Here is a 25,517-nt window from a genome sequence, read left to right as displayed (position 1 = left end):
CGGTCGACAGGGGACCGGGTGAGCAATCCCAGATACAAAAAAGCCCCTGATTCCAGGGGCTCTTGTTTAGCGCGGTGAGGCGACCGTGAGCATTTGGCCAGGCTTGAGGGCCTTGCCCACGCGCGGGTTCCAGCGCTTGAGGTGTTGCATCTCGACGTTGAAGCGCTTGGCGACGATGTAAAGCGAATCACCTTGCTGGACCTTGTACTGGGTCTGTTCTTTCTTGCCCTTGGTCCTGGCGTTGGCTGCGACCACGGTGTCGACGCGCCCGGTGCTGCGTTTGCTGGTGTCCTGCATCACCAGGGTCTGACCGACCTTGAGGTTCTTGCCGGTGAGTTTGTTCCAGCGCTGCAGGTCCTTGACGTCGACCTTGTTGGCTTTGGCGATGGTGCCCAGGTTATCCCCACGCTTGACGCGGTAGCTGCGCTTGGCGCTGGCAATGGCGGGGCTGTCGGCACCGTCGAAAACCGGCTTGAGCGGACGCTTGCTGATCAACTCGTCCGGGCGCATGGTCGACAGGCTGGTGGTCAGCAGTTGCGCCTTGGACGTTGGCACCAGCAAGTGTTGGGGGCCGTCGATGGTGGTGCGCTGCTTGAAGGCCGGGTTGAGCTGGAACAGTTCGTCTTCGTCGATATTGGCCACCGCGGCAACCTTGGACAGGTCCATGCGCTGGTTGATCTCGACGACCTGGAAGTACGGTTCGTTGGCGATCGGGTTGAGGTTCACGCCGTAGGCTTCGGGAGCCAGTACTACCTGCGACAGGGCCAGCAACTTGGGCACATAGGCCTGGGTTTCGGACGGCAGCGGCAGGTTCCAGTAATCGGTTGGCAGGCCAAGCTTTTCGTTGCGCTCGATGGCGCGGCTGACCGTGCCTTCACCGGCATTGTAGGCCGCCAGGGCCAGCAACCAGTCGCCGTTGAACATGTCGTGCAAGCGGGTGAGATAATCCATTGCCGCCGTGGTCGAGGCGGTAATATCGCGACGGCCATCGTAGAAGCGGGTCTGGCGAAGGTTGAAGTAGCGCCCGGTGGACGGGATGAACTGCCACAAGCCCACGGCGTCGGCCCGGGAATAGGCCATCGGGTTATACGCGCTTTCAATCACTGGCAGCAGCGCCAGTTCCAGCGGCATGTTGCGTTCTTCGAGGCGCTCGACGATGTAATGAATGTAGAGGCTGCCGCGTTCGCCGGCGTTCTCCAGGAAGGACGGGTTACTGGCGAACCACAGGCGTTGTTGCTCGATGCGCGGGTTTACGCCAATGCCTTCCTGCAATTGGAAGCCTTGACGCATACGCTCCCAGACATCCTGGGGAACCTGCGGGCTCGGCTTTTCGCTGAGCCAGATCGGCTTCTGTTTGGCCCGCGCGGCAATGTTCGGCGTGTGAGTCGCTTCAGTCTGCGGCACATGGCTGGAGCAGCCCGCCAGGGTGGCGGACACAGCCACCGCTATGGCTTGAGCCAGGCGGGTCAGTGCGTCTGAATTGATGGACTTACGAATAGATGACGACATTGGCTGGAAGTAAGTTCCGGGCAAAAATGTCGGGCGATTCTAGAAAGCGCACTCTATTCGGTCAACCATTGCGATCTGCCGCAGTGACGCAGGGGCGCGTCAGAACGTGTCTTTCCACGCCCTGAGGGCCGCAAAAACCGCACTTGGAGCCCGGTCTTGAGGGCCGTTCCGTTCGTCCACTTTATCTTTAACGGATGTTTCGGCGGTCCGCAGAAAGGGGTTCGTACGCTTTTCCAGGGCCAGCGTCGAAGGCAAGGTGATGATCCCGGCCGCCCGTTGTGCCGTGACGTTGGCCAAGCGTTCGACGGTATCAGGGTTGCCAGGCTCGACGGCCACCGCAAAGCGCAGATTGCTTAAGGTGTATTCATGGGTACAGTAGACGCGTGTCTGCTCCGGCAGGGCGGCCAGGCGGTTCAGGGATGCATGCATCTGTCCGGGGGTGCCTTCGAACAGGCGGCCGCATCCGGCAGCGAACAGGGTGTCTCCGCAAAACAGCACGCCTTCATGGTAGAACGCAATGTGTCCCAGGGTGTGGCCGGGAACGGCGTACACCTGGAACTCCAGGCCGAGCACGCTGACGCGGTCGTTGTCCTTGAGGGCGACGTCCCGCCCCGGGATTTTTTCGCTGGCCGGGCCGTAGACTTTCGCGTCCGTCGCTTTTTTCAGTGACTCTACGCCGCCGACGTGGTCGTGGTGGTGATGAGTGATCAGAATGTCGGTGAGCACCCAGCCCGGATTGTCCGCGAGCCAGGCCTGTACCGGCGCGGCGTCGCCCGGATCTACCACGGCGCAGCGGCGGGTGTCGGGGTCTTGTAACAACCAGATGTAGTTGTCGGTGAAGGCGGGCAGGGCTGTGATCTGTATCATCAAGGGATTCGCCAAGCGGTAAACAATGGCGCATCTTAGAACTTCCTGGCGCGTTGGAGAATGCAATGACTGATAAAGCGTTCGCTCAGGCCGATCCTGACTGGCTGGCGTTGATCAGCGCGGCACGTGAATGGCTGTCTGGCCCGATCGGACAGTTTTTGCTGGACGAAGAGCGGCGCATGCTCGAGGACGAGTTGGGGCGCTTCTTCGGCGGCTACCTGGTGCATTACGGTCCCTCGGCCGAGACACCGCCGTCGGCCACGCAGGTGCAGCGCAATGTACGCCTTGGCGCGCCGTTGCCGGGCGTCGAAATCGTTTGTGAAGAGCAGGCCTGGCCACTGAGCGAGCACGCCGCCGATGTGGTGGTGTTGCAGCACGGCCTGGATTTCTGCCTGTCACCACACGGGCTGCTGCGCGAGGCGGCAAGCGCTGTGCGGCCTGGCGGGCATCTGCTGATCATCGGCATCAACCCCTGGAGCTCGTGGGGATTGCGCCATGTGTTCGCCCACGACGCCTTGCGCAAGGCCCGTTGTATTTCCCCGTCACGCGTTGGCGACTGGTTGAACCTGCTGGGCTTCGCGCTGGAGAAACGCCGCTTCGGGTGCTATCGTCCGCCGCTCGCATCTCCCGCCTGGCAAGCCAGGCTGGCCGGCTGGGAGCGCAGGGCCGGTAGCTGGCAACTTTCGGGGGGCGGTTTCTATCTATTGGTGGCGCGCAAAATCGTGGTCGGCCTGCGTCCGCTGCGTCAGGAACGTCGCGAACCAATGGGCAAGCTGATTCCGTTGCCGATGGCCAAGGTCAACCGGCGCAATATCGAACCGTAATCCCTGTTTTCATTCCGGTCGGGCGTGCCCCGGCCTCGGCCATCGTCGAGCGCGGCTCGACGAGCCATTGCATTTTTTGGAAAGACTGGCATGAGCGATAGTGTTGAACTCTTCACCGACGGCGCCTGCAAAGGCAACCCCGGCCCTGGCGGCTGGGGAGCATTGTTGGTGTGCAAGGGCGTTGAAAAAGAACTCTGGGGCGGCGAAGCCAACACCACCAATAACCGCATGGAACTGATGGGCGCGATCCGCGGGCTCGAAGAGCTCAAGCGTTCCTGCGATGTGCTGCTGGTGACCGACTCGCAGTATGTCATGAAGGGCATCAATGAATGGATGGCCAACTGGAAGAAACGCGGTTGGAAAACGGCGGCGAAAGAACCGGTGAAGAATGCGGACCTTTGGCGACAGTTGGACGAACAGGTCAACCGCCACAACGTCACCTGGAAATGGGTGCGCGGCCACATCGGCCACCACGGCAACGAGCGGGCGGACCAGTTGGCCAACCGTGGGGTGGATGAGGTTCGGGGGTTCAAGCAGGGTTAGGTTTTTTCTGTTGTACCGAGTCGCACCCAATCGCGGGCAAGCCCGCGATTGAGACGACACAGTCCCCCTGAAACACCCCAGCAAGCATGCTAATATCCGCGCCTTTCACAAGACTCACCGATTGAGAGCTGAACACTGATGGCCACCAGATCCGTTGTACTCGATACCGAAACCACCGGCATGCCGGTGACCGACGGCCACCGGATTATCGAAATCGGTTGTGTCGAGTTGATCGGTCGGCGCCTGACGGGGCGGCACTTCCACGTTTACCTGCAACCGGACCGCGAGAGCGACGAGGGCGCCATTGGCGTCCACGGCATCACCAACGAATTCCTCGTGGGCAAGCCGCGTTTCCCTGAAGTCGCCGATGAGTTCTTCGAGTTCATCCAGGGCGCACAGCTGATCATCCATAACGCGGCGTTCGACGTTGGCTTCATCAACAACGAATTCGCCCTGATGGGGCAGCACGAGCGCGCGGATATTTCGCAACACTGCTCGATCCTCGACACCTTGTTGATGGCGCGGGAGCGTCACCCTGGCCAACGCAACAGCCTCGATGCCTTGTGCAAACGTTATGGCGTCGACAACTCTGGCCGTGAACTGCACGGCGCTCTGCTCGACTCCGAGATTCTCGCCGACGTCTACCTGACCATGACGGGTGGGCAGACCAGCCTGTCCCTGGCCGGCAATGCTTCCGATGGAGAAGGCGGCGCCAGCCGTGCCACCGAAATCCGCCGCTTGCCGGCTGATCGTCAGCCGGCGCGAATCATCCGCGCCAGCGAAGATGAGCTCGCCCAACACATGGCGCGCCTGGAAGTGATCGCCAAATCTGCCGGTGCCCCATCCCTGTGGCAACAACTCACCGAGGCCAAGGCCCAGGCCTGAGTCGTGGCCAAATGACAGTGCGCCGATCGGCTCGAGACCGGATTTCGCCACTCGCCACATCGGCCTCAACCCTCTACCCTGAGGTGATTGGCAAGCCTTGTCTTGTCGCCTCAGGACTCTGAGCCCCATGTACAAAGATTTGAAATTCCCGGTCTTGATCGTCCATCGCGACATCAAGGCCGATACGGTTGCCGGAGATCGTGTGCGAGGCATCGCCCGGGAGCTGGAGCAGGAAGGTTTCAGTATCGTCTCTGCGGTGGATTACACCGAGGGAAGGCTGGTCGCTTCGACCCATCACGGCCTTTCGTGCATGTTGATTGCCGCCGAAGACCCCAGCACGAATTCCCATTTGCTGCACAACATGGATGAATTGATCGCCTTGGCACGGGTGCGTGCACCGGATTTGCCAATCTTCGCCCTCGGCGAACAGGTGACGCTGGAGAACGCCCCAGCCGACGCCATGGACGAACTCAACCAACTGCGCGGCATTCTTTACCTGTTCGAGGACACCGTGCCGTTTCTGGCTCGGCAGGTGGCGCGTGCCGCACGCAAGTACCTGGACGGGCTGCTGCCGCCGTTTTTCAAGGCGCTTGTGCAACACACCGCCGACTCCAACTATTCCTGGCACACGCCGGGGCATGGTGGTGGCGTGGCCTATCACAAGAGTCCGGTGGGGCAGGCCTTTCACCAGTTCTTCGGGGAAAACACCCTGCGCTCGGATTTGTCCGTATCGGTGCCCGAGCTCGGCTCGTTGCTCGATCATACCGGGCCGCTGGCGGAAGCCGAAGCCCGGGCGGCGCGCAACTTCGGCGCCGACTACACGTTTTTCGTGATCAATGGCACGTCAACCGCCAACAAGATCGTCTGGCATTCGATGGTCGCCCGTGATGACCTGGTGCTGGTGGACCGCAACTGCCACAAGTCGGTACTGCATTCGATCATCATGACCGGGGCGATTCCCTTGTACCTGTGCCCGGAGCGCAACGAACTGGGGATTATCGGCCCGATCCCGCTCAGTGAGTTCAGTCGAGAATCGATCCAGGCCAAGATCGACGCCAGCCCGCTGACCCGGGGGCGTGAGCCCAAAGTGAAGCTGGCGGTGGTGACCAATTCGACCTATGACGGCCTGTGCTACAACGCCGAACTGATCAAGCAGAAGCTGGGCAACAGCGTCGAAGTGCTGCATTTCGACGAGGCCTGGTATGCCTATGCGGCGTTTCACGAATTCTTCGCCGGTCGTTATGGCATGGGCACATCACGCACCGAAGACAGTCCACTGGTGTTCACCACCCATTCCACCCACAAGCTGCTGGCTGCGTTCAGCCAGGCATCGATGATCCACGTGCAGGACGGCGGCGCGCGGCAACTGGATCAGGATCGCTTCAACGAAGCCTTCATGATGCACATCTCCACCTCGCCGCAGTACAGCATCATCGCTTCGCTGGATGTGGCGTCGGCGATGATGGAAGGTCCGGCGGGTCGTTCCCTGTTACAAGAAATGTTCGACGAAGCCTTGAGCTTTCGCCGGGCGCTGGCCAATCTTCGCCAGCACATTGCCGCCGATGACTGGTGGTTTTCCATCTGGCAGCCGGCGTCGGCGGAGGGCATCGACCATGTGGTGACGCAGGATTGGTTGCTGCAACCCGAGGCGGACTGGCATGGCTTCGGTGATGTCACCGACGACTATGTACTGCTCGACCCTATCAAGGTCACCCTGGTGATGCCGGGCCTCACGGCCGGTGGCGCGTTGAGTGAGCGAGGGATTCCGGCTGCGGTGGTCAGCAAGTTCCTGTGGGAACGCGGGCTGGTGGTCGAGAAAACTGGCTTGTATTCGTTCCTGGTGCTGTTCTCCATGGGCATCACCAAGGGTAAATGGAGCACGTTGCTGACCGAATTGCTGGAGTTCAAACGCAGCTACGACGCCAACGTCAGCCTGGCGACGTGCCTGCCTTGCGTGGCCCAGCAGGACACCACGCGCTACAGGGGCATGGGCTTGCGAGACCTGTGCGATCAGTTGCATGCCTGTTATCGCAGCAATGCCACGGCCAAGCACCTCAAACGGATGTACACGGTGTTGCCGGAGGTCGTCATGAAACCGGCCGATGCCTATGACCATCTGGTGCGTGGCGAAGTGGAGGCAGTGTCGATTGACGAACTGCAAGGACGCATCGCGGCCGTGATGCTGGTGCCGTATCCGCCGGGCATTCCGTTGATCATGCCGGGTGAGCGGTTCACCGAATCGACCCGCTCGATCAACGATTACCTGGCGTTTGCGCGTACGTTCGACAGCAGCTTCCCCGGGTTCGTCGCCGACGTGCACGGCTTGCAACACGAAGATGAAGGCAATGGGCGGCGTTATACCGTCGATTGCGTTAAGGAATGAGGGTGTTCTCCAGCATGCGACCAGTCATGAATCCCAAATACCCAGGTTTGTCGGTGCGCGTTGCCGATGAGGGTTTCCCATCTTATGTCTGGGGCAGTGATTTCAGCTTCGAAGTCGCGGCTTATGGGGCGGCGGAAATCGGCAAGCCGGTAGAGCAGTGGCGGGTGACCCCCATCACCCCTTATCGCAAATGCTACGGCATAGATCCCGAAGAGTTCAGCGCTTTTCACGATGCCGCTGACAGTGCGATTTTCATGGCTTATCTGGATGATGAACCGGTGGGGCACCTGGTGATCAGTACCAACTGGAACGGTTTTGCCCATATCGACGAACTGGCGGTGCATGCGCCGGCTCGTCGGCATGGTGTGGCCAAGGCACTGCTGGATGTAGCGCAATTCTGGAGTCGCAAGAAAAAACTGCCAGGCATCATGCTGGAAACCCAGAACAATAACCTGGGGGCTTGCCGGTTGTACGAACGCTGCGGCTACACGATTGGTGGGTTCGACCACCTGCGTTATCGTGGCATTGACCCCAATACCGCCGAGGTGGCGTTGTTCTGGTATCGGTTTTTCGACAACCCCCTTGAAAACCCGATCAGTTCGCCAACATCGCCGCGGCTTGTTCCGTGACGATTTCCAGCAAAGCCTGAACCGCAGGTGAGGGTTCGCCATTTTTCAGCGACAAAGCGTAGACGCTGATGGGGACCGCAGGCGCCAGCGGGCACGTGTCCAAGCCCGCCGATTTGGCGCCGAGCGCGGTGAACGGGTCGACAATCGCCAGGCCTTCGCCGGCTTCGACCATGCTGCGCATCATCTGATGGGTCTGTACGCGGGTGTGGATCACCGGGGCAGGGCGCAGGGCATGGAGTTTGTGGTCCAGCGCCGGGTTCAGCGGATCATGACCTTCAAGACCAACCATCGCTTGCCCGGCCAGATCTTGAAGGGAAATGTACTTTTGCTTGGGTTGTAGCCAGCCATGAGGGGCCAGCAACTGCAATTTGCCCTGAGCGATGACCTGGCAGTCGATGTCAGCGTGTTCGGGGTCGTGAAGGCTCAGGCCCAGGTCGCTTTCGCGCAGTAACAGGTGACGGACGATGTCGCGGGTGGGCTGGCTCAACAGGCTGCAAGGCACATCCGGCAGGCGCCGGCGCAGGGCGGCAATGCTTTGCGGCAACAACGCCTGGGCCAGGGGCGGCGTGCAAATAATGCGAAGCGGTGGGGCGTGATACTGTTTCAGGCTGCTGGCCAGTCGCTGGACCGGTTCGAGCGCCTCGTAGATGTGGGCAATCTCGACCTGTAGTTCACGTGCTTCACGCGTCGCCTGCAAACGCCCCCGAACGCTGGAAAACAGCATGAAGCCCAACTGACTCTCGATGTCGCGCAGCGTGCTTTCGATCTCGGCCACCGGCAGTTGCAGCCATTCGGCGGCGGTGCCCAGGTGACCGGTCTGCAAAAGCGCCTGAATTACTTCGATATGGCGTAAACGCATGCGTGAAGTCCATGTTCAGCGGGTGAAGAGTCAGTGGTTGAATCCTAACTCAAGTCCGCACATGACTTCTGCTCATAACGCACGGTTATGAAGCAATGTTGGTTTCCGCCAGGCTCGTTACGAAGGTTTCGGGTTCGCGCACGAGGGTAATGTCCGACTGCACCAGCAGAAACTGATTGTCATCGAGCTTTTTGACGCGGTCGCCGATGGCCAGTTTGTAGATGGTGACAGGGGTGAGGCCGTCTGCCGAAGGGTTTGATTCCTGGTACTCATGCACTGAATAAACACGGCCTTCCGCGTCTCGTGCATGGAACTGACCGACAAGTACTTCTGCCATCTGCTTAGAACCTCTGGGGATAAATCACTCAATTTGCGGCTCAGTAGACCGTGGTTGGGCGAAGTAAGTTTTCCTACGAGAAAAAAATAGTCAGGGGCGGTTTTTTCAGTCGCTTTCTGTAGGATTCGTCATCTATAACTACTAACTCTTTCAATCGGACAGTCGAGAATCTTCCATGAGCAACGTGTACCAGATTGCTGTTGTGGTCGGCAGCTTGAGAAAGGAATCGATCAATCGCAAGGTCGCATTGGCCTTGGCTGAACTGGCGCCCGCACATCTCAAGCTGAACATCGTCGAAATTGGCGATCTGCCGCTGTACAACGAAGACATCGATGTGTCGCCGCCGGCAGCCTACAGCACTTTCCGCCAGCAAGTGGCGTCATCCGACGCGCTGCTGTTTGTCACCCCGGAATACAACCGTTCAGTTCCAGCGCCGTTGAAGAACGCAATCGACGTGGGTTCCCGCCCGTACGGCCAAAGTGCCTGGAGCGGCAAGCCGGGGGCGATTATCAGTGTTTCGCCGGGGGCGATTGGCGGTTTTGGCGCGAACCACCACCTGCGCCAATCGTTGGTGTTTCTTGACGTGCCGTGCATGCAGCAGCCTGAGGCCTATCTCGGCGGCGCCGGGTCGGCATTCGATGAGGCCGGCAAGCTCTCCGAGTCGGTGAAACCGTTCCTGCAGAACTTCATCAACGCCTATGCCAAGTGGGTCGAACAACACAAGAAGGCCTGACCCCAGCGTTGCTACAAAGGCGCGGGTTGTTACAGAATCTGCGCCTTTGTTCCTCTCAGGCAGTATTCCATGCTCACGGCGTCACTGATTTTCCTGCTGACCATTACCTTGGTGATCTGGCAGCCCAAAGGCCTGGGCGTCGGTTGGAGCGCGATGCTGGGCGCTGTGCTGGCCCTGATTTTCGGCGTGGTGCACCTCAGTGACATCCCGTTGGTGTGGCAGATCATCTGGAATGCCACCGGGACTTTCGTTGCCCTGATCATCATCAGTCTGTTGCTGGATGAGGCCGGGTTCTTCGCCTGGGCGGCGCTGCATGTCGCGCGGTGGGGGCATGGCAATGGCCGCAAGCTGTTTGCCTGGATGGTGCTGTTGGGGGCGCTGGTCTCGGCGCTGTTCGCCAATGACGGCGCGGCGCTGATTCTTACGCCGATCGTCATCTCCATGCTGTTGGCCTTGCGCTTTTCCCCGGCGGCCACCCTGGCCTTTGTGATGGGCGCAGGGTTCATCGCTGATACCGCGAGCCTGCCGCTGGTGGTGTCGAACCTGGTCAATATCGTGTCCGCCGACTACTTCAACATCGGTTTCAATCGTTATGCGGCGGTCATGATCCCGGTCAACCTGGTCAGTGTCGCTGCAACGCTGGTGGTGCTGATGTGGTTTTTCCGACGTGACATCCCAAGCAGTTACGACCCCGAGCAACTGGAACATCCAGCCACCGCGATTCACGACAAGGCGACGTTTTTTGCCGGATGGGCCGTGTTGGTAATCTTGCTGGCGGGCTGTTTTGCCCTGGAACCCCTGGGCATTCCCATCAGCGCCATCTCGGCGGTCTGTGCGGCGTTGCTGCTGGCCATCGCGGCCAGGGGACACAAGATCTCCACGCGCAAGGTCATAAAAGAAGCACCGTGGCAGATCGTGATTTTTTCCCTGGGCATGTACCTGGTGGTCTACGGTCTGCGTAACGCGGGGCTCACCGGGTACCTGGCGGGTTGGCTGGACGAGTTTGCCACCTATGGCGTCTGGGGCGCGGCGTTGGGCACCGGCCTGCTGACGGCGTTGTTGTCGTCGATCATGAACAATCTTCCCACGGTGTTGATTGGCCTGCTGTCGATCGATGCCAGCCAGGCGACGGGGGTGGTCAAGGAAGCGATGATCTACGCCAACGTGATTGGTAGCGACCTGGGGCCAAAAATCACCCCGATTGGTAGTCTGGCGACCTTGCTGTGGCTGCATGTGTTGCAGCGCAAGAACATTCGCATCGGCTGGGGTTATTACTTCAAGGTCGGGATCGTGTTGACGCTGCCGGTGTTGCTGGTGACGTTGGTGGCGCTGGCTGTGCGCTTGAGCTTTTGAATCGGGTTGGCCCTATCGCGAGCAGGCTCGCTCCCACAGTAAATCCGGTGAAAACAACTCCTTGTGGGAGCGAGCCTGCTCCCGATGGTCGTCAACGATGACGCGGGACGCCTGAATGCCCGCGGTGGCTGGGCTACCATCGCGAGCAAGCTCGCTCCTACAGGGGGGCGCAGGCTAGCTGATTCCAGGCACATTCGGCCAAAGATCCGCCACCAGGAACAAACGCTCCGCTTCTTCCCAGTCACCCTCCTGATTCTCGACCAGCCGCACCAGCAACTGCGCCGGAGCCAACGGTTCCAGTTCGCTGAGCCACGCTTGGAGTTGTTCGGCATTCCACGTCTGCTCCGCCGGATAATGTGCCGGCGCCAGCCAGGCGTGGCGGGGCAGGGGCTGCCATCGACCGATCGGGCGCCGGGCGGAAAACTCGGGCCAGTCTTTCTGATGCAACCAGCGGCCACGCAAGTGTTGAGAATGGGCGCCAACCGGTGAGTGGGACTGCCCCGGCCACGGATACAGCAGGTAACCCCCGAGCCACAAATGGGAGCTGAACTCACCAATACCCAGCGCCGCCAGCACTTCTCGGCTCTCGGGGCGGTTTGCAATAGGCAGTTGATGCTGGCTCAGGTGCGTCAGCTTGCGGTCCAGTCGGTCATGACAGCCGGGGCCGAGCCAGCGCGCCGGGTCGTGTCCGTTGCCATCCTGGGGGCCGAGGTAAAGCTTGATTGCCAGTTCCAGGTGATGCACACCGTCGCCGTCACGCAGCAGCATGTCCAGCTCGCCCAGTGTGTGACCTTCGCGGCGGATCGGCAGGTTGGCGGCAATCAGTTCGATGCCGGGCGCGTGGCGCACCGCGTACTGCCACAGGCGTTCGTAGTACAAACCCAGGCGTCGGGTGCGGGCCTGGGCGAGCCAATGCAGCAAGTCATAGCTGTCGCGATCCAGTTGCCGCAGCCAGGCCTCCAGGCGTTCCGGTGCCTGCACCCAGTCACTGCCGGCCAGCGGATGGCGTTGCGGCCATGGCGTGACTTCGAGCATCGGCGGCGTGAGGATGACCCAGGCCAGGTCACGCACCTCGGGGTGGCGCAACTGATGGGGCAACGACAACAGGTCGGGAAATAGGATCATCTTGCGAGCATAGCCTTAAACATGAGTACACCCTTGTCGCTGAAAGGATTTTGTCTATCCCGCGCTTTCGCCCATAATCGTGTTTTTAGTCGTCGCAGGCCCCCGCGTCCCTGCCCCCGTGTCGCTATAGGAGCCCCATGGAGCAATTTCGTAATATCGGCATCATCGGTCGCCTGGGCAGTTCCCAGGTGCTGGATACCGTCCGCCGACTGAAACGGTTTCTGCTCGATCGTCACCTGCATGTGATTCTCGAAGACACCATTGCCGAAGTGCTGCCGGGTCATGGCCTGCAAACCTCATCACGCAAGATGCTCGGTGAAGTGTGTGACATGGTGATTGTGGTTGGCGGTGATGGCAGCTTGCTCGGCGCCGCGCGCGCACTGGCCAAGCACAATATCCCGGTGCTGGGCATCAACCGCGGCAGCCTCGGTTTTCTCACCGATATCCGCCCCGACGAGCTCGAAGTGAAAGTCGCCGAGGTGCTCGACGGCCATTATCTGGTGGAAAACCGCTTCCTGCTGCAAGCCGAAGTCCGGCGTCACGCCGAGGCCATCGGCCAGGGCGATGCCTTGAACGACGTGGTGCTGCACCCCGGCAAATCGACACGCATGATCGAGTTCGAGCTGTACATCGACGGCCAGTTCGTGTGCAGCCAGAAGGCCGACGGCCTGATCGTCTCGACGCCAACCGGTTCGACCGCTTACGCGCTGTCGGCAGGTGGACCGATCATGCATCCCAAGCTCGACGCTATTGTGATTGTGCCCATGTACCCCCATACCTTGTCGGGTAGGCCGATCGTGGTCGATGGCAACAGTGAGCTGAAAATCGTCGTGTCCAAGGATATGCAAATCTACCCGCAGGTTTCCTGCGATGGGCAGAACCACTTCACCTGCGCACCGGGTGACACCATCACCGTGAGCAAGAAAGCACAGAAGCTGCGGCTGATTCACCCGCTCGACCACAACTACTATGAAGTCTGCCGGACCAAGCTCGGCTGGGGCAGCAAGTTGGGTGGTGGAGGCGACTGATGCTCGATCCCGCGCGAAGTTATGACCTGATCGGTGATGTACATGGTTGCGCGTTGACCCTTGAACATCTGCTCGATCAGTTGGGTTATCACAAACAGGGTGGCGTCTGGCGGCACGCCTCGCGCATGGCGGTGTTCGTCGGCGACATCATCGACCGCGGTCCACGGATTCGCGAGGCGCTGCATATCGTCCACGACATGGTGGAGGCCGGCCAGGCGCTGTGCATCATGGGCAACCATGAGTTCAACGCCCTGGGCTGGAGCACGCCGGCGCCGCCGGGCAGCGGCAAGCAATTCGTACGCGAACATACGCCGCGCCACGCGCGCCTGCTGGGCGAGACCTTGACGCAGTTCGAAAACCACCCGGCGGACTGGCATGACTTCCAGCAATGGTTCTATGAGTTGCCACTGTTCGTCGACGCCGGGCGTTTTCGTGTGGTGCACGCTTGCTGGGACGCGGGCCTGATCGAACCGCTGCGCGCGCTGTTTCCCGATGGTCGTGTCGATGAACACTTTCTCCAGGCATCCGGCATGCCCGGCAGCTTCGCCTGCACCGTATTCGACCGCCTGTTGCGCGGCACCGATATGCGCCTGCCTGGCGGCCAGACCATGACCAGCGGTGACGGCCTGACCCGTTCGTTCTTCCGCACCAAATTCTGGGAAGAGGAAAACGACCCGCAAACCTATGGCGACATCGTCTTCCAGCCTGATGCCTTGCCGGAACCGGTGGCCCGTACGCCGCTGACCTCCAGCGAAAAGAACACGTTGCTGCGTTATGGTGCCGACGAGCCATTGTTGTTCGTGGGCCATTATTGGCGCAGCGGCAAGCCGGCACCGATTCGGCCCAACCTGGCGTGCCTGGACTACAGCGCGGTGCTCTACGGCAAACTGGTGGCCTATCGCTTGGATCAGGAAACCCGCCTGGACCCGCACAAGTTCGTCTGGGTCGATGTCGAAAGACCCGAGGCCTTGCGATGAGCGCCGTGGCCGTATTACGCCTGCCGCTGGCGGTGGACCTGAGCGGGTTCGTCAAATTGCTCGAGCGCATGCAGGTGCCACACCGGGTCAGCGAAGAGCAGGGCGAGCAGGTGCTGTGGGTGCCGGCCAGCCTCAGCGACGACGTGCGTGTGCTGTACGAGCGCTACCCGGGCGGTGATCCCGAACAGAAACTCGATATCCCAGAGGCCAAAACCCAACACCGACCAGGGTTTGTCGAGCAACTGCGCCATGCCAGGGCCACGGCGCTGGTGTTGTTGCTGACGCTGGTCGTCGGCGCGGTGACATTGCTGGGGGAAAACCTCGAGTCTATGCGCTGGCTGACGTTCCTTGATTTCCGCGTTGTCGGCGAGTACATCCATTTCACCCCGTTGGCCGATAGCCTGGAAGCGGGGCAGTGGTGGCGCCTGGTGACGCCGATGCTGATCCACTTTGGCTTCCTGCACCTGGCGATGAACGGCATGTGGTACTGGGAGTTGGGGCGGCGCATTGAGTCGCGCCAGGGCAGCATCAACCTGATCGGCCTGACGCTGCTGTTCGCCGTGGTGTCCAACTATGCCCAGTTCGTTTTCAGCGGCCCGACCCTGTTCGGTGGGTTGTCGGGTGTGCTCTATGGCCTGCTCGGGCATTGCTGGATTTTCCAGCTGCTGTCGCCGAACCGCGCCTACCGCCTGCCTCGCGGCGTATTGGTCATGATGCTGGTGTGGCTGCTGTTGTGCCTTTCGGGGCTGGTCTCGTTGATCGGCTTCGGTGAAATCGCCAATGCCGCCCACGTCGGTGGGCTGCTCGTCGGATGTTTGACCGGTTTGTTGGGCGGTTTGTACAACCGCCGTAAACTGGCTGCCTAGAACCTTTTATGTGAATCATGGAGTGCGCAGAACCAATGTCCTCTTTCAATGAAATGATCAACAACATCACCCCGGACATTTACCAGAGCCTGAAAACGGCAGTTGAAATCGGTAAGTGGTCCGACGGTGGCAAGCTCACCGCCGAACAGCGCGAACTGTCGCTGCAGGCGATGATCGCCTGGGAAATCCAGAACCTGCCCGAAGACCAGCACACGGGTTACATGGGCACTCAGGAATGTGGTTCCAAGTCGATTGAAGTGCCCAACATCCTGTTCAAGTCGGATGCTGTCCATTGATCGAGATTGGCCGCGGTGCAATCAGCAAGATGTCGGCACGCCTCGAAGGTGCCGACGTGCAATACGCGTTTCGCCTGGGTGAGATCGAGGTGCCGGTCAATCCGTTGATCGGCAGCACGGTTCGCCTGGAGTACCTGGGGGCGATCTTCTGCTCCCATTGCGGGCGCAAGACCAAAACCAGTTTCAGCCAGGGTTACTGCTATCCGTGCATGACCAAGCTGGCGCAGTGCGACCTGTGCATCATGAGCCCGGAGCGCTGCCATTACGACGCCGGTACTTGTCGTGAACCGGAGTGGGGCGAGAAGTTCTGCATGACCGATCACATTGTGTATCTGTCCAACTCGTCCGGGGTGAAAGTCGGGATCACCCGCGCCACCCAACTGCCGACCCGCTGGATTGACCAGGGCGCCCGACAGGCGTTGCCGATCATGCGCGTCGCGACCCGTCAGCAATCGGGTTTCGTCGAAGACCTGCTGCGCGGTCAGGTGGCGGACAAGACCAACTGGCGTGCTTTACTCAAGGGCGAGGCGGCGCCAGTAGACCTGGCCGCGATCCGCGACCAACTCTTTGAAAGCTGCGCCGACGGTTTGCAGGCCTTGCAGGAACGATTCGGTCTGCAGGCGATCCAGACCATTGCCGATGTGGAGCCGCTGGAGATCCGTTTTCCGGTCGAGCAGTATCCGGCGAAGATCGTCAGCTTCAACCTGGACAAGCACCCGATTGCCGAAGGCACGCTGCTGGGGATCAAGGGCCAATACCTGATTTTCGACACTGGCGTGATCAATATTCGTAAGTACACGGCTTATCAGCTCGCCGTGCATCAGTAAGGACTCCAGCATGCGCACCGAACAACCGAAGATGATCTACCTGAAGGACTATCAGGCACCCGAGTACCTGATCGACGAGACGCACCTGACCTTCGAGTTGTTCGAGGACCACAGCCTGGTCCACGCGCAACTGGTGATGCGCCGCAACCCCGAGCGGGGCCCGGGCCTGCCGCCGCTGGTGCTCGATGGCCAACAGCTTGAACTGCTGTCGGTGAGCCTGGCCGACAAGGCGTTGAGCGCCGCCGACTACCAGTTGACGGAAAACCACCTGACTCTGCAGCCGACCAGCGCGACGTTCACCGTCGACACCAGCGTCAAGATTCATCCGGAAACCAACACCGCACTGGAAGGCCTGTACAAGTCCGGGACGATGTTCTGCACCCAGTGCGAAGCCGAAGGTTTCCGCAAGATCACCTACTACCTCGACCGCCCGGATGTGATGAGCAAATTCACCACCACCGTGGTCGCCGAGCAGCACAGCTATCCGGTATTGCTGTCCAACGGCAACCCGATTGCCAGCGGTCCGGGGGAAGACGGTCGCCACTGGGCGACCTGGGAAGACCCGTTCATGAAGCCCGCGTACCTGTTTGCGCTGGTGGCCGGTGACTTGTGGTGTGTCGAAGACACTTTCACCACCATGACAGAGCGCACCGTGGCGCTGCGCATCTACGTCGAGCCAGAAAACATCGACAAGTGCCAGCACGCGATGAACAGCCTGAAGAAGTCCATGCGCTGGGACGAAGAGGTGTACGGTCGCGAGTACGACCTGGACATCTTCATGATCGTGGCGGTCAACGACTTCAACATGGGCGCGATGGAGAACAAGGGGCTCAACATCTTCAACTCCAGCGCGGTGCTGGCCCGCGCCGAAACGGCGACCGACGCTGCGCACCAGCGTGTCGAAGCGATCGTCGCCCACGAGTACTTCCACAACTGGTCGGGCAACCGCGTGACCTGCCGCGACTGGTTCCAGCTGTCGCTCAAGGAAGGCTTTACCGTATTCCGCGATTCCGGCTTCTCCGCCGACATGAACTCGGCCACGGTCAAACGAATCCAGGACGTGGCGTACCTGCGTACCCACCAGTTCGCCGAGGATGCCGGTCCCATGGCTCATGCGGTGCGCCCGGACAGCTTCATCGAAATCTCCAACTTCTACACCCTGACCGTGTACGAAAAGGGTTCGGAAGTGGTCGGCATGATCCGCACCCTGTTGGGCGCTGAAGGTTTCCGCAAGGGCAGCGACCTGTACTTCGAACGTCATGACGGCCAGGCCGTGACCTGCGACGACTTCATCAAGGCCATGGAAGATGCCAACGGTGTCGACCTGACCCAATTCAAGCGCTGGTACAGCCAGGCCGGTACGCCACGACTAGCGGTCAGCGAGTCCTATGACGCCGCGGCTAAAACCTACAGCCTGACGTTCCGCCAAAGCTGCCCGGCCACCCCGGACAAGGTTGAAAAACTGCCTTTCGTGATTCCGGTGGAACTGGGCCTGCTGGATTCCAAAGGCTCGGCGATTGCCTTGCGCCTGGCCGGCGAGGCCAGCGCCCAGGGGACCTCCAGGGTGATTTCGGTGACCGAAGCCGAGCAGACTTTCACCTTCGTGGACATTGCCGAACAACCGCTGCCTTCGTTGCTGCGCGGTTTTTCCGCGCCGGTAAAACTGAGCTTCCCGTACAACCGCGATCAGTTGATGTTCCTGATGCAGCACGACAGCGACGGCTTCAATCGCTGGGATGCCGGCCAGCAACTGGCGGTCCAGGTGCTGCAGGAACTGATTGCGCAGCAGCAGAAGGGGGAGAAACTGGTGCTCGACCAGCGTCTGGTGTCGGCGCTGCGCACGGTGCTATCGGATGAGACGCTGGATCAGGCCATGGTCGCCGAGATGCTCGCGTTGCCGGGTGAGGCCTACCTGACCGAAATCAGCGAAGTGGCCGACGTCGACGCCATCCACATCGCCCGCGAATTTGCCCGCAAGCAATTGGCCGACGGCCTGTTCGAAGCCTTGTGGCTGCGTTACCAGGCCAATCGTGACCTGTCCAAACAGACGCCGTACATCGCCGAGGCCGAGCACTTTGCCCGTCGTGCGTTGCAAAACATCGCGCTGTCGTACCTGATGCTCAGCGGCAAACCCGAAGTGCTGGCCGCCACGCTTGAGCAATTCGAAAGCAGCGACAACATGACCGAGCGCCTGACGGCCCTGGCCGTGCTGGTCAACTCGCCGTATGAAGAAGACAAGGCCAAGGCACTGGCGGCGTTCGCCGATCACTTCAAGGACAACCCGCTGGTCATGGACCAGTGGTTCAGTGTCCAGGCCGGCAGCACGTTGCCGGGCGGGCTGGCGCGGGTCAAGGCGTTGATGCAGCATCCGGCGTTCAACCTCAAGAACCCAAACAAGGTGCGGGCCCTGATCGGTGCGTTCGCCGGGCAGAACCTGATCAACTTCCATGCGGCCGATGGTTCGGGTTATCGCTTCCTGGCCGATCTGGTGATCGAACTGAACGGCTTCAACCCGCAGATCGCTTCGCGCCAACTGGCGCCGTTGACGCGCTGGCGCAAGTACGACGACGCGCGCCAGGCCTTGATGAAAGGCGAACTGGAACGCATCCGCACGTCTGGGCAGTTGTCCAGCGATGTATATGAAGTGGTGAGCAAGAGCCTGGCGTAAGCCAGGCTCTCACTGCCCTGCGCCCCCTGTAGGAGCGAGCTTGCTCGCGATGGTCGTTAACGATGACGCTGGGCTGTCTGGAGGCCCGCGGTGTCTGGGCTACCATCGCGAGCGTGCTCGCTCCTACAGGTTGATCGCCGTCTCCTGTGGGAGCGGGCTTGCTCGCGATGGTCGTTAACGATGACGCTGGGCTGTCTGGAGACCCGCGGTGTCTGGGCTACCATCGCGAGCAAGCTCGCTCCTACAGGGGACGGTGTCTCAGCGTAACTGTCCAATCACCCCACCTGATACCCCATCATTCACCCTCCCTCCCAATACCGCCGGGTTAACAAAAGATAACGTGGCGTCGATTGTCAGACCTTTCCAAACCCCGATAGGATAAGCCAGCTTCCGAAGGGGCTCTGGATTGCGGGTTTCAGGACTATGCTCCTGTTTATCCGAGCGCTGTGAGTACCCTTGCGCGACCTAACAATAATAATGGGGGAAGGTCTATGAGTGAGCCTGTCATGGGTGTGGGTACCTGCCGCCCGCTGGCGCTGCGCAAAGTCGCGCAGTTGGCCACAGCGCTCTCGCTGCTGGGTTGTGCCGTGTGGTCGGCACCGTCGCTGGCTGCCGCGACGCCGGCGTCCGAAGCTGTCTATTCCGTTGAGTCGGCCAAGGCCAGCAAAAACCTGATGCTCGATGTCGTGCACGCCGGCAAACGTCTGGTTGCCGTCGGCGATCGCGGGCACATCCTGTATTCCGATGACCAGGGTGCGACCTGGACCCAGGCCAAGGTGCCAACCCGGCAACTGCTCACTTCTGTCTATTTCGTCGACGATCAGCACGGCTGGGCCGTCGGCCATGACGCGCAGATCCTCGCCAGTGAGGACGGTGGCGTCACCTGGACCAAACAATTCGAAGACCTCACCCGTGAATCGCCATTGCTCGACGTCTGGTTCCAGGACGCCAACAGCGGCTTTGCCGTAGGCGCCTACGGTAATCTGATGGCCACCACCGACGGCGGCAAACACTGGGAAGACGCCAGCGACCGCCTGGACAACGAAGACCAGTACCACCTCAACGCCATCGCCGCCGTCAAGGACGCCGGGCTGTTCATCGTTGGCGAGCAGGGCAGCATGTTCCGCTCCGCCGACTGGGGCCAGACCTGGGAAAAGCTTGAAGGCCCGTACGAAGGCTCGCTGTTCGGTGTCATTGGCACCGCTCAGGCCAACACGCTGCTGGCCTACGGCCTGCGGGGCAACCTGTTCCGTTCCACCGACTTTGGCAGCACCTGGGAGCCGGTCGAGCTCAAGGCCGCACGCGGCGCGCTGGAGTTTGGCCTGTCTGGCGCTACGCTGCTCGATGACGGTTCCATCGTGATCGTGGGCAACGGTGGCAGCGTGGTGCGCAGCAATGACGACGGCGAAACCTTCAGCGTATTCAACCGCCCTGACCGTATTTCGGTGTCGGCGGTGACCGCAGCAGGCAACGGCAATCTGATTCTGGCAGGACAGGGCGGCGTTCGCGCTACTTCGCCAACCGGCGCAGAGCTGGGCAAATAATAAGAAGGGCGGAGCTATGACATCCATGACAAGTCATCACCAGGACAAGGCGACGTTTCTTGAACGCCTGATTTTCAACAACCGCCCGGCAGTGATCACCATCTGCCTGCTGGTCAGTATTTTCCTGTTCTGGCAGGCGACGCTGATCCGACCTTCCACCAGTTTCGAAAAGATGATCCCGCTGGAGCATCCCTTCATCCAGAAGATGATGGAGCACCGCAACGACCTGGCGAACCTGGGCAACACCGTGCGCATTTCGGTGGAAGCCACCGACGGTGACATCTTCTCCAAGGAATACATGGAGACCCTGCGCCAGATCAATGACGAGGTGTTCTACATCTCCGGCGTCGATCGCGCCGGCCTCAAGTCGCTGTGGAGCCCGAGCGTACGCTGGACCGAGGTTACGGAGGAGGGCTTCGCCGGGGGTGAAGTGATCCCGCAGAGCTACAACGGCTCCCAGCAAAGCCTCGACCTGCTGCGCAACAACGTGCTCAAGTCCGGGCAGATCGGGCGTCTGGTGGCCAACGACTTCAAGTCGAGCATCGTCGACATTCCGTTGCTGGAGTCCTATCCGGACCCGCAGGACCAAGGCAAGTTGCTGGCGCTGGACTACCGCAAGTTCTCCCATGACCTTGAGGAAAAGATCCGCGACAAGTTCGAAAAGCAGAACCCCAACGTCAAGATCCACATCGTCGGTTTCGCCAAGAAGGTCGGCGACCTGATTGATGGCCTGGTGATGGTGGTGTTGTTCTTCGGTATCGCCTTTGTCATCACCCTGATCCTGTTGCTGTGGTTCACCAACTGCCTGCGCAGTACGGTGGCGGTACTCAGCACGACGCTGGTGGCGGTGATCTGGCAACTGGGCCTGATGCACTTCTTCGGGTTTGGTCTCGATCCGTATTCGATGCTGGTGCCGTTCCTGATCTTTGCCATCGGTATTTCCCACGGCGTACAGAAGATCAACGGTATTGCCCTGCAATCCAGCGAGGCCGATAACGCGCTGACCGCCGCACGACGCACGTTCCGCCAGTTGTTCCTGCCTGGGATGATTGCGATCCTCGCGGATGCCGTGGGCTTTATCACGCTGCTGATCATCGATATTGGCGTGATCCGGGAACTGGCCATCGGCGCGTCGATTGGTGTGGCGGTGATCGTGTTCACCAACCTGATCCTGCTGCCGGTGGCGATTTCCTATGTCGGCATCAGCAAGCGTGCGGTCGAGCGCAGCAAGAAAGACGCGCACCGTGAACACCCGTTCTGGCGCCTGCTGTCGAGTTTTGCCAGCCCGAAAGTCGCACCGGTGTCGATCGTCCTGGCGTTGCTGGCCTTCGGTGGCGGCCTCTGGTACAGCCAGAACCTGAAAATCGGTGACCTCGACCAGGGTGCCCCGGAACTGCGTCCGGACTCACGCTACAACAAGGACAACAACTTCATCATCAGCAACTACTCCACCAGTTCCGACGTGCTGGTGGTGATGGTCAAGACCAAGTCCGAAGGCTGCTCGCGTTATGAAGCCATGGCGCCGATCGACGAATTGATGTGGAAGATGCAGAACACCGAGGGCGTGCAGTCGGCGATTTCCCTGGTGACCGTGTCCAAGCAGATGATCAAGGGCATGAACGAGGGCAACCTGAAATGGGAAACCCTGTCGCGCAACCCCGACGTGCTGAACAACTCCATCGCGCGTGCCGACGGCCTGTACAACAACAGTTGCTCCCTGGCGCCAGTGCTGGTGTTCCTCAACGACCACAAGGCAGAGACCCTCGACCGTGCAGTCCATGCAGTGCAGGCGTTCGCCAAGGAAAACAATAAGGATGGCCTGGAGTTCATCCTCGCTGCCGGTAATGCCGGGATCGAGGCCGCCACCAACGAGGTGATCAAGAAGTCCGAGCTGACCATCCTGATCCTGGTGTACATCTGCGTGGCGGTGATGTGCATGATCACGTTCCGCTCCTGGGCGGCGACCCTGTGCATTGTGCTGCCGCTGGTGCTGACCTCGGTACTGGGTAACGCGCTGATGGCGTTCATGGGGATTGGCGTGAAGGTGGCGACGTTGCCGGTGGTGGCGCTGGGGGTGGGGATTGGCGTGGACTACGGCATCTACATCTACAGTCGTCTGGAAAGTTTCCTGCGTGCAGGTCTGCCGTTGCAAGAGGCCTACTACCAAACGCTGAAGTCCACCGGTAAGGCGGTATTGTTCACCGGCCTGTGCCTGGCCATCGGCGTGTGCACCTGGATTTTCTCGGCCATCAAGTTCCAGGCCGACATGGGGCTGATGCTGACCTTCATGCTGCTGTGGAACATGTTCGGTGCGCTCTGGCTGCTGCCAGCATTGGCGCGGTTCCTGATCAAGCCGGAGAAGCTGGCGGGGCAGAAGGGCAATTCGTTGTTTGCTCACTGAGTCTTGGCCGCAATGAAAAAGCCGCAACCTGAGGTTGCGGTTTTTTTATGCCTGAAACTCGCACCGTTTCCCCTGTAGGAGCGGGCTTGCCCGCGATGGTGGCGTGTCAGCCAATGCATGTGCCGACTGACACACCGCATCGCGAGCAAGCTCGCTCCTACAGGGAAATTCAGGTTGGCTCTGCGCCCAACACCACACTCAACGCGCTTCTCGCATCATCAAGCTGCACCAGCGTCGCATGCCGTGCGCCCAGGGCATCGCGGTTCTCGATGGCGGTAAGGATCGCCTTGTGCCGTGGCAGCGCCAGTTCATGCAGGTTCGGTCGTTGGTTCGAGTGCTTCAAGGCTTCGGCAATTGCCACGGCCAGCATGTTGCACAAGTTGGCCAGCAGGTCGTTGTGGGTGGCGTCGGCGATGCGGCTGTGGAAGTCCAGGTCCGGTTGCAGCAGCGCTTCCGGGGTCGGTGCGGTTTCCATGCGTTGGTACGCTTCGCCAATGGCGGCGATGTCGGCATCCGTCGCGAATTGTGCGGCGAGGGCGGCGGCGGCCGGCTCGATGATGCTGCGCACGCTGGTCAGGAGATCGAAGAATTCATTTTGCGGACTGCTTTGCATCAGCCAGTGCAGCACGTCCGGATCGAGCATGTGCCATTCCTTGCGCTGCTTGACCACGGTGCCCACCCGTGGGCGCGAATACACCAGGCCCTTGGCAACCAAGACGCGAGTGGCCTCGCGCAGCACCGGTCGGCTGACCGCGTACTCTTCGCACAAAAGCGCTTCGGCGGGCAGTTTGTCGTCCGGCAGGAAACGCCCGGAAACGATCTGCATGCCCAGTTCCTGGACGATGCGCGAATGCATGCTCTTGCGGTCGGAAGGTTTGCGGTAATCCATGGGGAACGGCGCGATCCTGAGTGCGTGGGGGTGTGGAGCATGATAACAGGCAAGACACGAACTTGAGGTAGATGCAGTATCAAATGTGGGAGCGGGCTTGCCCGCTCCCACAGGGAAAAGCATCCCCTCGGGGAGAGGGGATGGTGGGCTTAGTGCGAGTGCCGCGGCACCTCGGCGCCCCGGCAGCCGACCAGGAAGTCGAAGTCGCAGCCCTGGTCCGCTTGCAGCACATGGTCGATGTACAGCTGGCGATAACCGCCCACCAGTAATTGCTGCGGCGGTTGCAGGTCGGCCATGCGTGAGGCCAGTTCGGCGTCCGGGATGTCCAGGTGCAGGCGGCCGGTAGCGCAATCGAGTTCGATCCAATCGCCTTCCTTCACCGCGGCCAGAGGCCCGCCAGCCGCAGCTTCCGGCGCCACGTGCAGGACAACGGTGCCGTAGGCGGTGCCGCTCATGCGGGCGTCGGAAATGCGCACCATGTCGGTCACGCCCTGGGCCAGCAGTTTGGCCGGCAGGCCCATGTTGCCGACTTCGGCCATGCCTGGGTAACCCTTGGGACCGCAGTTTTTCATGACCAGGATCGAGTTCGCATCGACGTCCAGCTCCGGATCGTTGATACGCGCCTTGTACATGTCGAAGTTCTCGAACACCACCGCACGCCCGCGATGCTGCATCAGCTCCGGGGTGGCAGCCGAAGGCTTGAGCACGGCGCCGAGGGGGGCCAGGTTACCGCGCAGCACGCAGATCCCGCCGTCGGCGCGGATCGGGTTGTCGAGGGTGCGGATCACTTCGTCCTCGCCATAGATCGGCGCGTCCTTGGTGTTTTCGCCCAGGGACTTGCCGTTGACGGTCAGGGCGTTCGGGTTAGGAATCAGGTTGGCTTCACCCAGGCGGCGCAACACCGCAGGCAGGCCGCCAGCGTAGTAGAACTCTTCCATCAGGAAGCGCCCGGACGGTTGCAGGTCGACAATGGTCGGCATGCCGCGACCGATGCGGGTCCAGTCGTCCAGATCCAGCTCGACGCCGATGCGGCCGGCGATGGCCTTGAGGTGAATCACCGCGTTGGTCGAACCGCCAATGGCAGCATTGACACGAATGGCGTTCTCAAAGGCTTCCTTGGTCAGGATCTTCGACAGGCGCAGGTCTTCCTTGACCATCTCCACGGCACGCATGCCGGACATGTGCGCCAGTACATAGCGACGTGCATCCACCGCCGGAATCGCCGCGTTATGGGGCAGGGAAGTGCCAAGCGCTTCGGCCATGCAGGCCATGGTCGAGGCCGTGCCCATGGTATTGCAGGTGCCTGCCGAGCGGGACATGCCGCCCTCGGCCGCGAGGAAATCATCGATGGTGATGGTGCCGGCCTTGACCTGTTCGCTGAGCTGCCAGACCACGGTGCCCGAGCCGATATCCTTGCCCTTGTGCTTGCCGTTAAGCATCGGCCCGCCAGTGACCACGATGGCGGGTACGTCGCAACTGGCGGCGCCCATCAGCAGGGCCGGGGTGGTCTTGTCACAACCGGTGAGCAAGACCACGCCATCGATCGGGTTGCCGCGAATGGCTTCTTCCACGTCCATGCTCGCCAGGTTGCGGGTGAGCATGGCGGTCGGGCGCAGGTTCGATTCACCGTTGGAGAACACCGGAAATTCCACGGGGAAACCACCGGCCTCGATCACGCCGCGTTTGACGTGCTCGGCAATCTGGCGGAAATGCGCGTTGCACGGGGTCAGCTCCGACCAGGTGTTGCAGATGCCGATGATTGGCTTGCCCTGGAACTGGTGGTCGGCAATGCCCTGATTCTTCATCCAGCTGCGGTACATGAAGCCGTTTTTGTCGGCCGTGCCGAACCATTGGGCGGAGCGCAGGGTGGGTTTCTTATCAGACATGATCGATTCTCTTATTGTATGACTATATTGTTCGGGCTGAAGCGTACATTAAGCGCAATTTCGTCTTATTGGAAGTGTTGCTCGATTA

At 60.7% G+C, this 25,517-nt stretch carries 22 protein-coding genes; 15 read left to right on the top strand and 7 right to left on the bottom strand.

The genetic code is table 11. The features are described from left to right. Positions 1-66: 66 nt before the first annotated feature. Together AB4N33_RS08285 and gloB are read right to left on the bottom strand one after the other, a co-directional pair. Positions 67-1,509, bottom strand: coding sequence for a transglycosylase SLT domain-containing protein (locus tag AB4N33_RS08285; protein ID WP_476456962.1), 1,443 nt, complete (start codon positions 1,507-1,509; stop codon positions 67-69). A gap of 99 nt (positions 1,510-1,608) precedes the next feature. Next, positions 1,609-2,376 carry a hydroxyacylglutathione hydrolase gene (gloB, locus tag AB4N33_RS08280; protein ID WP_476458795.1) on the bottom strand — a complete coding sequence of 256 codons (768 nt, stop codon included), beginning with the start codon at positions 2,374-2,376 and terminating at the stop codon, positions 1,609-1,611. A gap of 65 nt (positions 2,377-2,441) precedes the next feature. Between gloB and AB4N33_RS08275 the strand changes: the two genes are divergently transcribed. The 5 genes from AB4N33_RS08275 to AB4N33_RS08255 all read left to right on the top strand — a co-directional run bounded on the left by AB4N33_RS08275 (position 2,442) and on the right by AB4N33_RS08255 (position 7,640). Further along, positions 2,442-3,200: a class I SAM-dependent methyltransferase gene (locus AB4N33_RS08275; RefSeq protein ID WP_460125531.1), complete on the top strand. Its 759-nt coding sequence runs from the start codon at positions 2,442-2,444 to the stop codon at positions 3,198-3,200. Between the two features lie 90 nt (positions 3,201-3,290). Continuing rightward, positions 3,291-3,743 carry a ribonuclease HI gene (gene rnhA, locus AB4N33_RS08270; RefSeq protein ID WP_460125529.1) on the top strand — a complete coding sequence of 151 codons (453 nt, stop codon included), beginning with the start codon at positions 3,291-3,293 and terminating at the stop codon, positions 3,741-3,743. Between the two features lie 138 nt (positions 3,744-3,881). Then, complete coding sequence (gene dnaQ / locus AB4N33_RS08265; protein ID WP_476456961.1) at positions 3,882-4,628, top strand: DNA polymerase III subunit epsilon; 747 nt, start codon at positions 3,882-3,884, stop codon at positions 4,626-4,628. Between the two features lie 127 nt (positions 4,629-4,755). Then, positions 4,756-7,011, top strand: coding sequence for an Orn/Lys/Arg family decarboxylase (locus AB4N33_RS08260; RefSeq protein WP_460125525.1), 2,256 nt, complete (start codon positions 4,756-4,758; stop codon positions 7,009-7,011). A 14-nt stretch (positions 7,012-7,025) separates the two neighbouring features. Beyond that, complete coding sequence (locus AB4N33_RS08255; RefSeq protein ID WP_460125523.1) at positions 7,026-7,640, top strand: GNAT family N-acetyltransferase; 615 nt, start codon at positions 7,026-7,028, stop codon at positions 7,638-7,640. Here the strand turns inward: AB4N33_RS08255 and AB4N33_RS08250 are convergent. Beyond that, positions 7,606-8,499, bottom strand: coding sequence for a LysR substrate-binding domain-containing protein (locus AB4N33_RS08250; RefSeq protein WP_460141899.1), 894 nt, complete (start codon positions 8,497-8,499; stop codon positions 7,606-7,608). The two genes, AB4N33_RS08255 and AB4N33_RS08250, sit on opposite strands and share 35 nt — an antisense overlap. An 85-nt stretch (positions 8,500-8,584) precedes the next feature. Continuing rightward, on the bottom strand, positions 8,585-8,836 hold the full coding sequence (locus AB4N33_RS08245; RefSeq protein WP_476456960.1) for a hypothetical protein: 252 nt from the start codon (positions 8,834-8,836) through the stop codon (positions 8,585-8,587). 175 nt (positions 8,837-9,011) lie between these two features. Here AB4N33_RS08245 and AB4N33_RS08240 point away from each other — a divergent pair, with 175 nt between their 5' ends. Beyond that, positions 9,012-9,569 carry an NADPH-dependent FMN reductase gene (locus AB4N33_RS08240; RefSeq protein ID WP_460125517.1) on the top strand — a complete coding sequence of 186 codons (558 nt, stop codon included), beginning with the start codon at positions 9,012-9,014 and terminating at the stop codon, positions 9,567-9,569. 69 nt (positions 9,570-9,638) lie between these two features. After that, entirely contained in the window at positions 9,639-10,922 is a 1,284-nt protein-coding gene (locus tag AB4N33_RS08235) for an arsenic transporter (RefSeq protein ID WP_476456959.1), read from the top strand. Positions 10,923-11,096: 174 nt separating this feature from the next. Here AB4N33_RS08235 and AB4N33_RS08230 read toward each other — a convergent pair whose 3' ends face one another. Further along, positions 11,097-12,047, bottom strand: a complete 951-nt coding sequence (locus AB4N33_RS08230; RefSeq protein WP_476456958.1) for a DUF1853 family protein — start codon at positions 12,045-12,047, stop codon at positions 11,097-11,099. Positions 12,048-12,184: 137 nt separating this feature from the next. Between AB4N33_RS08230 and AB4N33_RS08225 the strand changes: the two genes are divergently transcribed. The 8 genes from AB4N33_RS08225 (at position 12,185) to AB4N33_RS08190 (ending at position 22,654) form a co-directional block, all read left to right on the top strand. Then, a complete protein-coding gene (locus AB4N33_RS08225) occupies positions 12,185-13,075 on the top strand; it encodes an NAD(+) kinase (protein WP_460125511.1) in 891 nt (296 codons plus the stop codon). Then, positions 13,072-14,052, top strand: a complete 981-nt coding sequence (locus AB4N33_RS08220; RefSeq protein ID WP_460126709.1) for a metallophosphoesterase — start codon at positions 13,072-13,074, stop codon at positions 14,050-14,052. Before AB4N33_RS08225 ends, AB4N33_RS08220 begins: the two co-directional genes overlap by 4 nt. Beyond that, positions 14,049-14,918 carry a rhomboid family intramembrane serine protease gene (locus AB4N33_RS08215; RefSeq protein WP_460125509.1) on the top strand — a complete coding sequence of 290 codons (870 nt, stop codon included), beginning with the start codon at positions 14,049-14,051 and terminating at the stop codon, positions 14,916-14,918. Before AB4N33_RS08220 ends, AB4N33_RS08215 begins: the two co-directional genes overlap by 4 nt. A 35-nt stretch (positions 14,919-14,953) precedes the next feature. Continuing rightward, a complete protein-coding gene (locus AB4N33_RS08210; protein ID WP_460125507.1) occupies positions 14,954-15,214 on the top strand; it encodes a YeaC family protein in 261 nt (86 codons plus the stop codon). Then, positions 15,211-16,041, top strand: a complete 831-nt coding sequence (locus AB4N33_RS08205; RefSeq protein WP_460125505.1) for a DUF2797 domain-containing protein — start codon at positions 15,211-15,213, stop codon at positions 16,039-16,041. Before AB4N33_RS08210 ends, AB4N33_RS08205 begins: the two co-directional genes overlap by 4 nt. Before the next feature lie 10 nt (positions 16,042-16,051). Then, the gene (gene pepN, locus AB4N33_RS08200; RefSeq protein ID WP_476456957.1) at positions 16,052-18,709 is read left to right on the top strand and encodes an aminopeptidase N; all 2,658 of its coding nucleotides are present in this window, start codon (positions 16,052-16,054) and stop codon (positions 18,707-18,709) included. Positions 18,710-19,200: 491 nt separating this feature from the next. After that, the gene (locus tag AB4N33_RS08195) at positions 19,201-20,253 is read left to right on the top strand and encodes a WD40/YVTN/BNR-like repeat-containing protein (RefSeq protein ID WP_476456956.1); all 1,053 of its coding nucleotides are present in this window, start codon (positions 19,201-19,203) and stop codon (positions 20,251-20,253) included. 25 nt (positions 20,254-20,278) lie between these two features. Next, positions 20,279-22,654 carry an efflux RND transporter permease subunit gene (locus AB4N33_RS08190; protein WP_476456955.1) on the top strand — a complete coding sequence of 792 codons (2,376 nt, stop codon included), beginning with the start codon at positions 20,279-20,281 and terminating at the stop codon, positions 22,652-22,654. Positions 22,655-22,823: 169 nt separating this feature from the next. Here AB4N33_RS08190 and AB4N33_RS08185 read toward each other — a convergent pair whose 3' ends face one another. Continuing rightward, entirely contained in the window at positions 22,824-23,543 is a 720-nt protein-coding gene (locus AB4N33_RS08185) for a FadR/GntR family transcriptional regulator (protein WP_460125497.1), read from the bottom strand. A 149-nt stretch (positions 23,544-23,692) separates the two neighbouring features. After that, entirely contained in the window at positions 23,693-25,429 is a 1,737-nt protein-coding gene (locus tag AB4N33_RS08180; RefSeq protein WP_460141892.1) for an IlvD/Edd family dehydratase, read from the bottom strand. Between the last annotated feature and the right edge of the window lie 88 nt (positions 25,430-25,517).

Source organism: Pseudomonas sp. S1_E05 (genome assembly GCF_056337105.1).
Note: the sequence above shows the minus strand (reverse complement) of the source record. Positions and strands in the feature narration are given on the sequence as shown.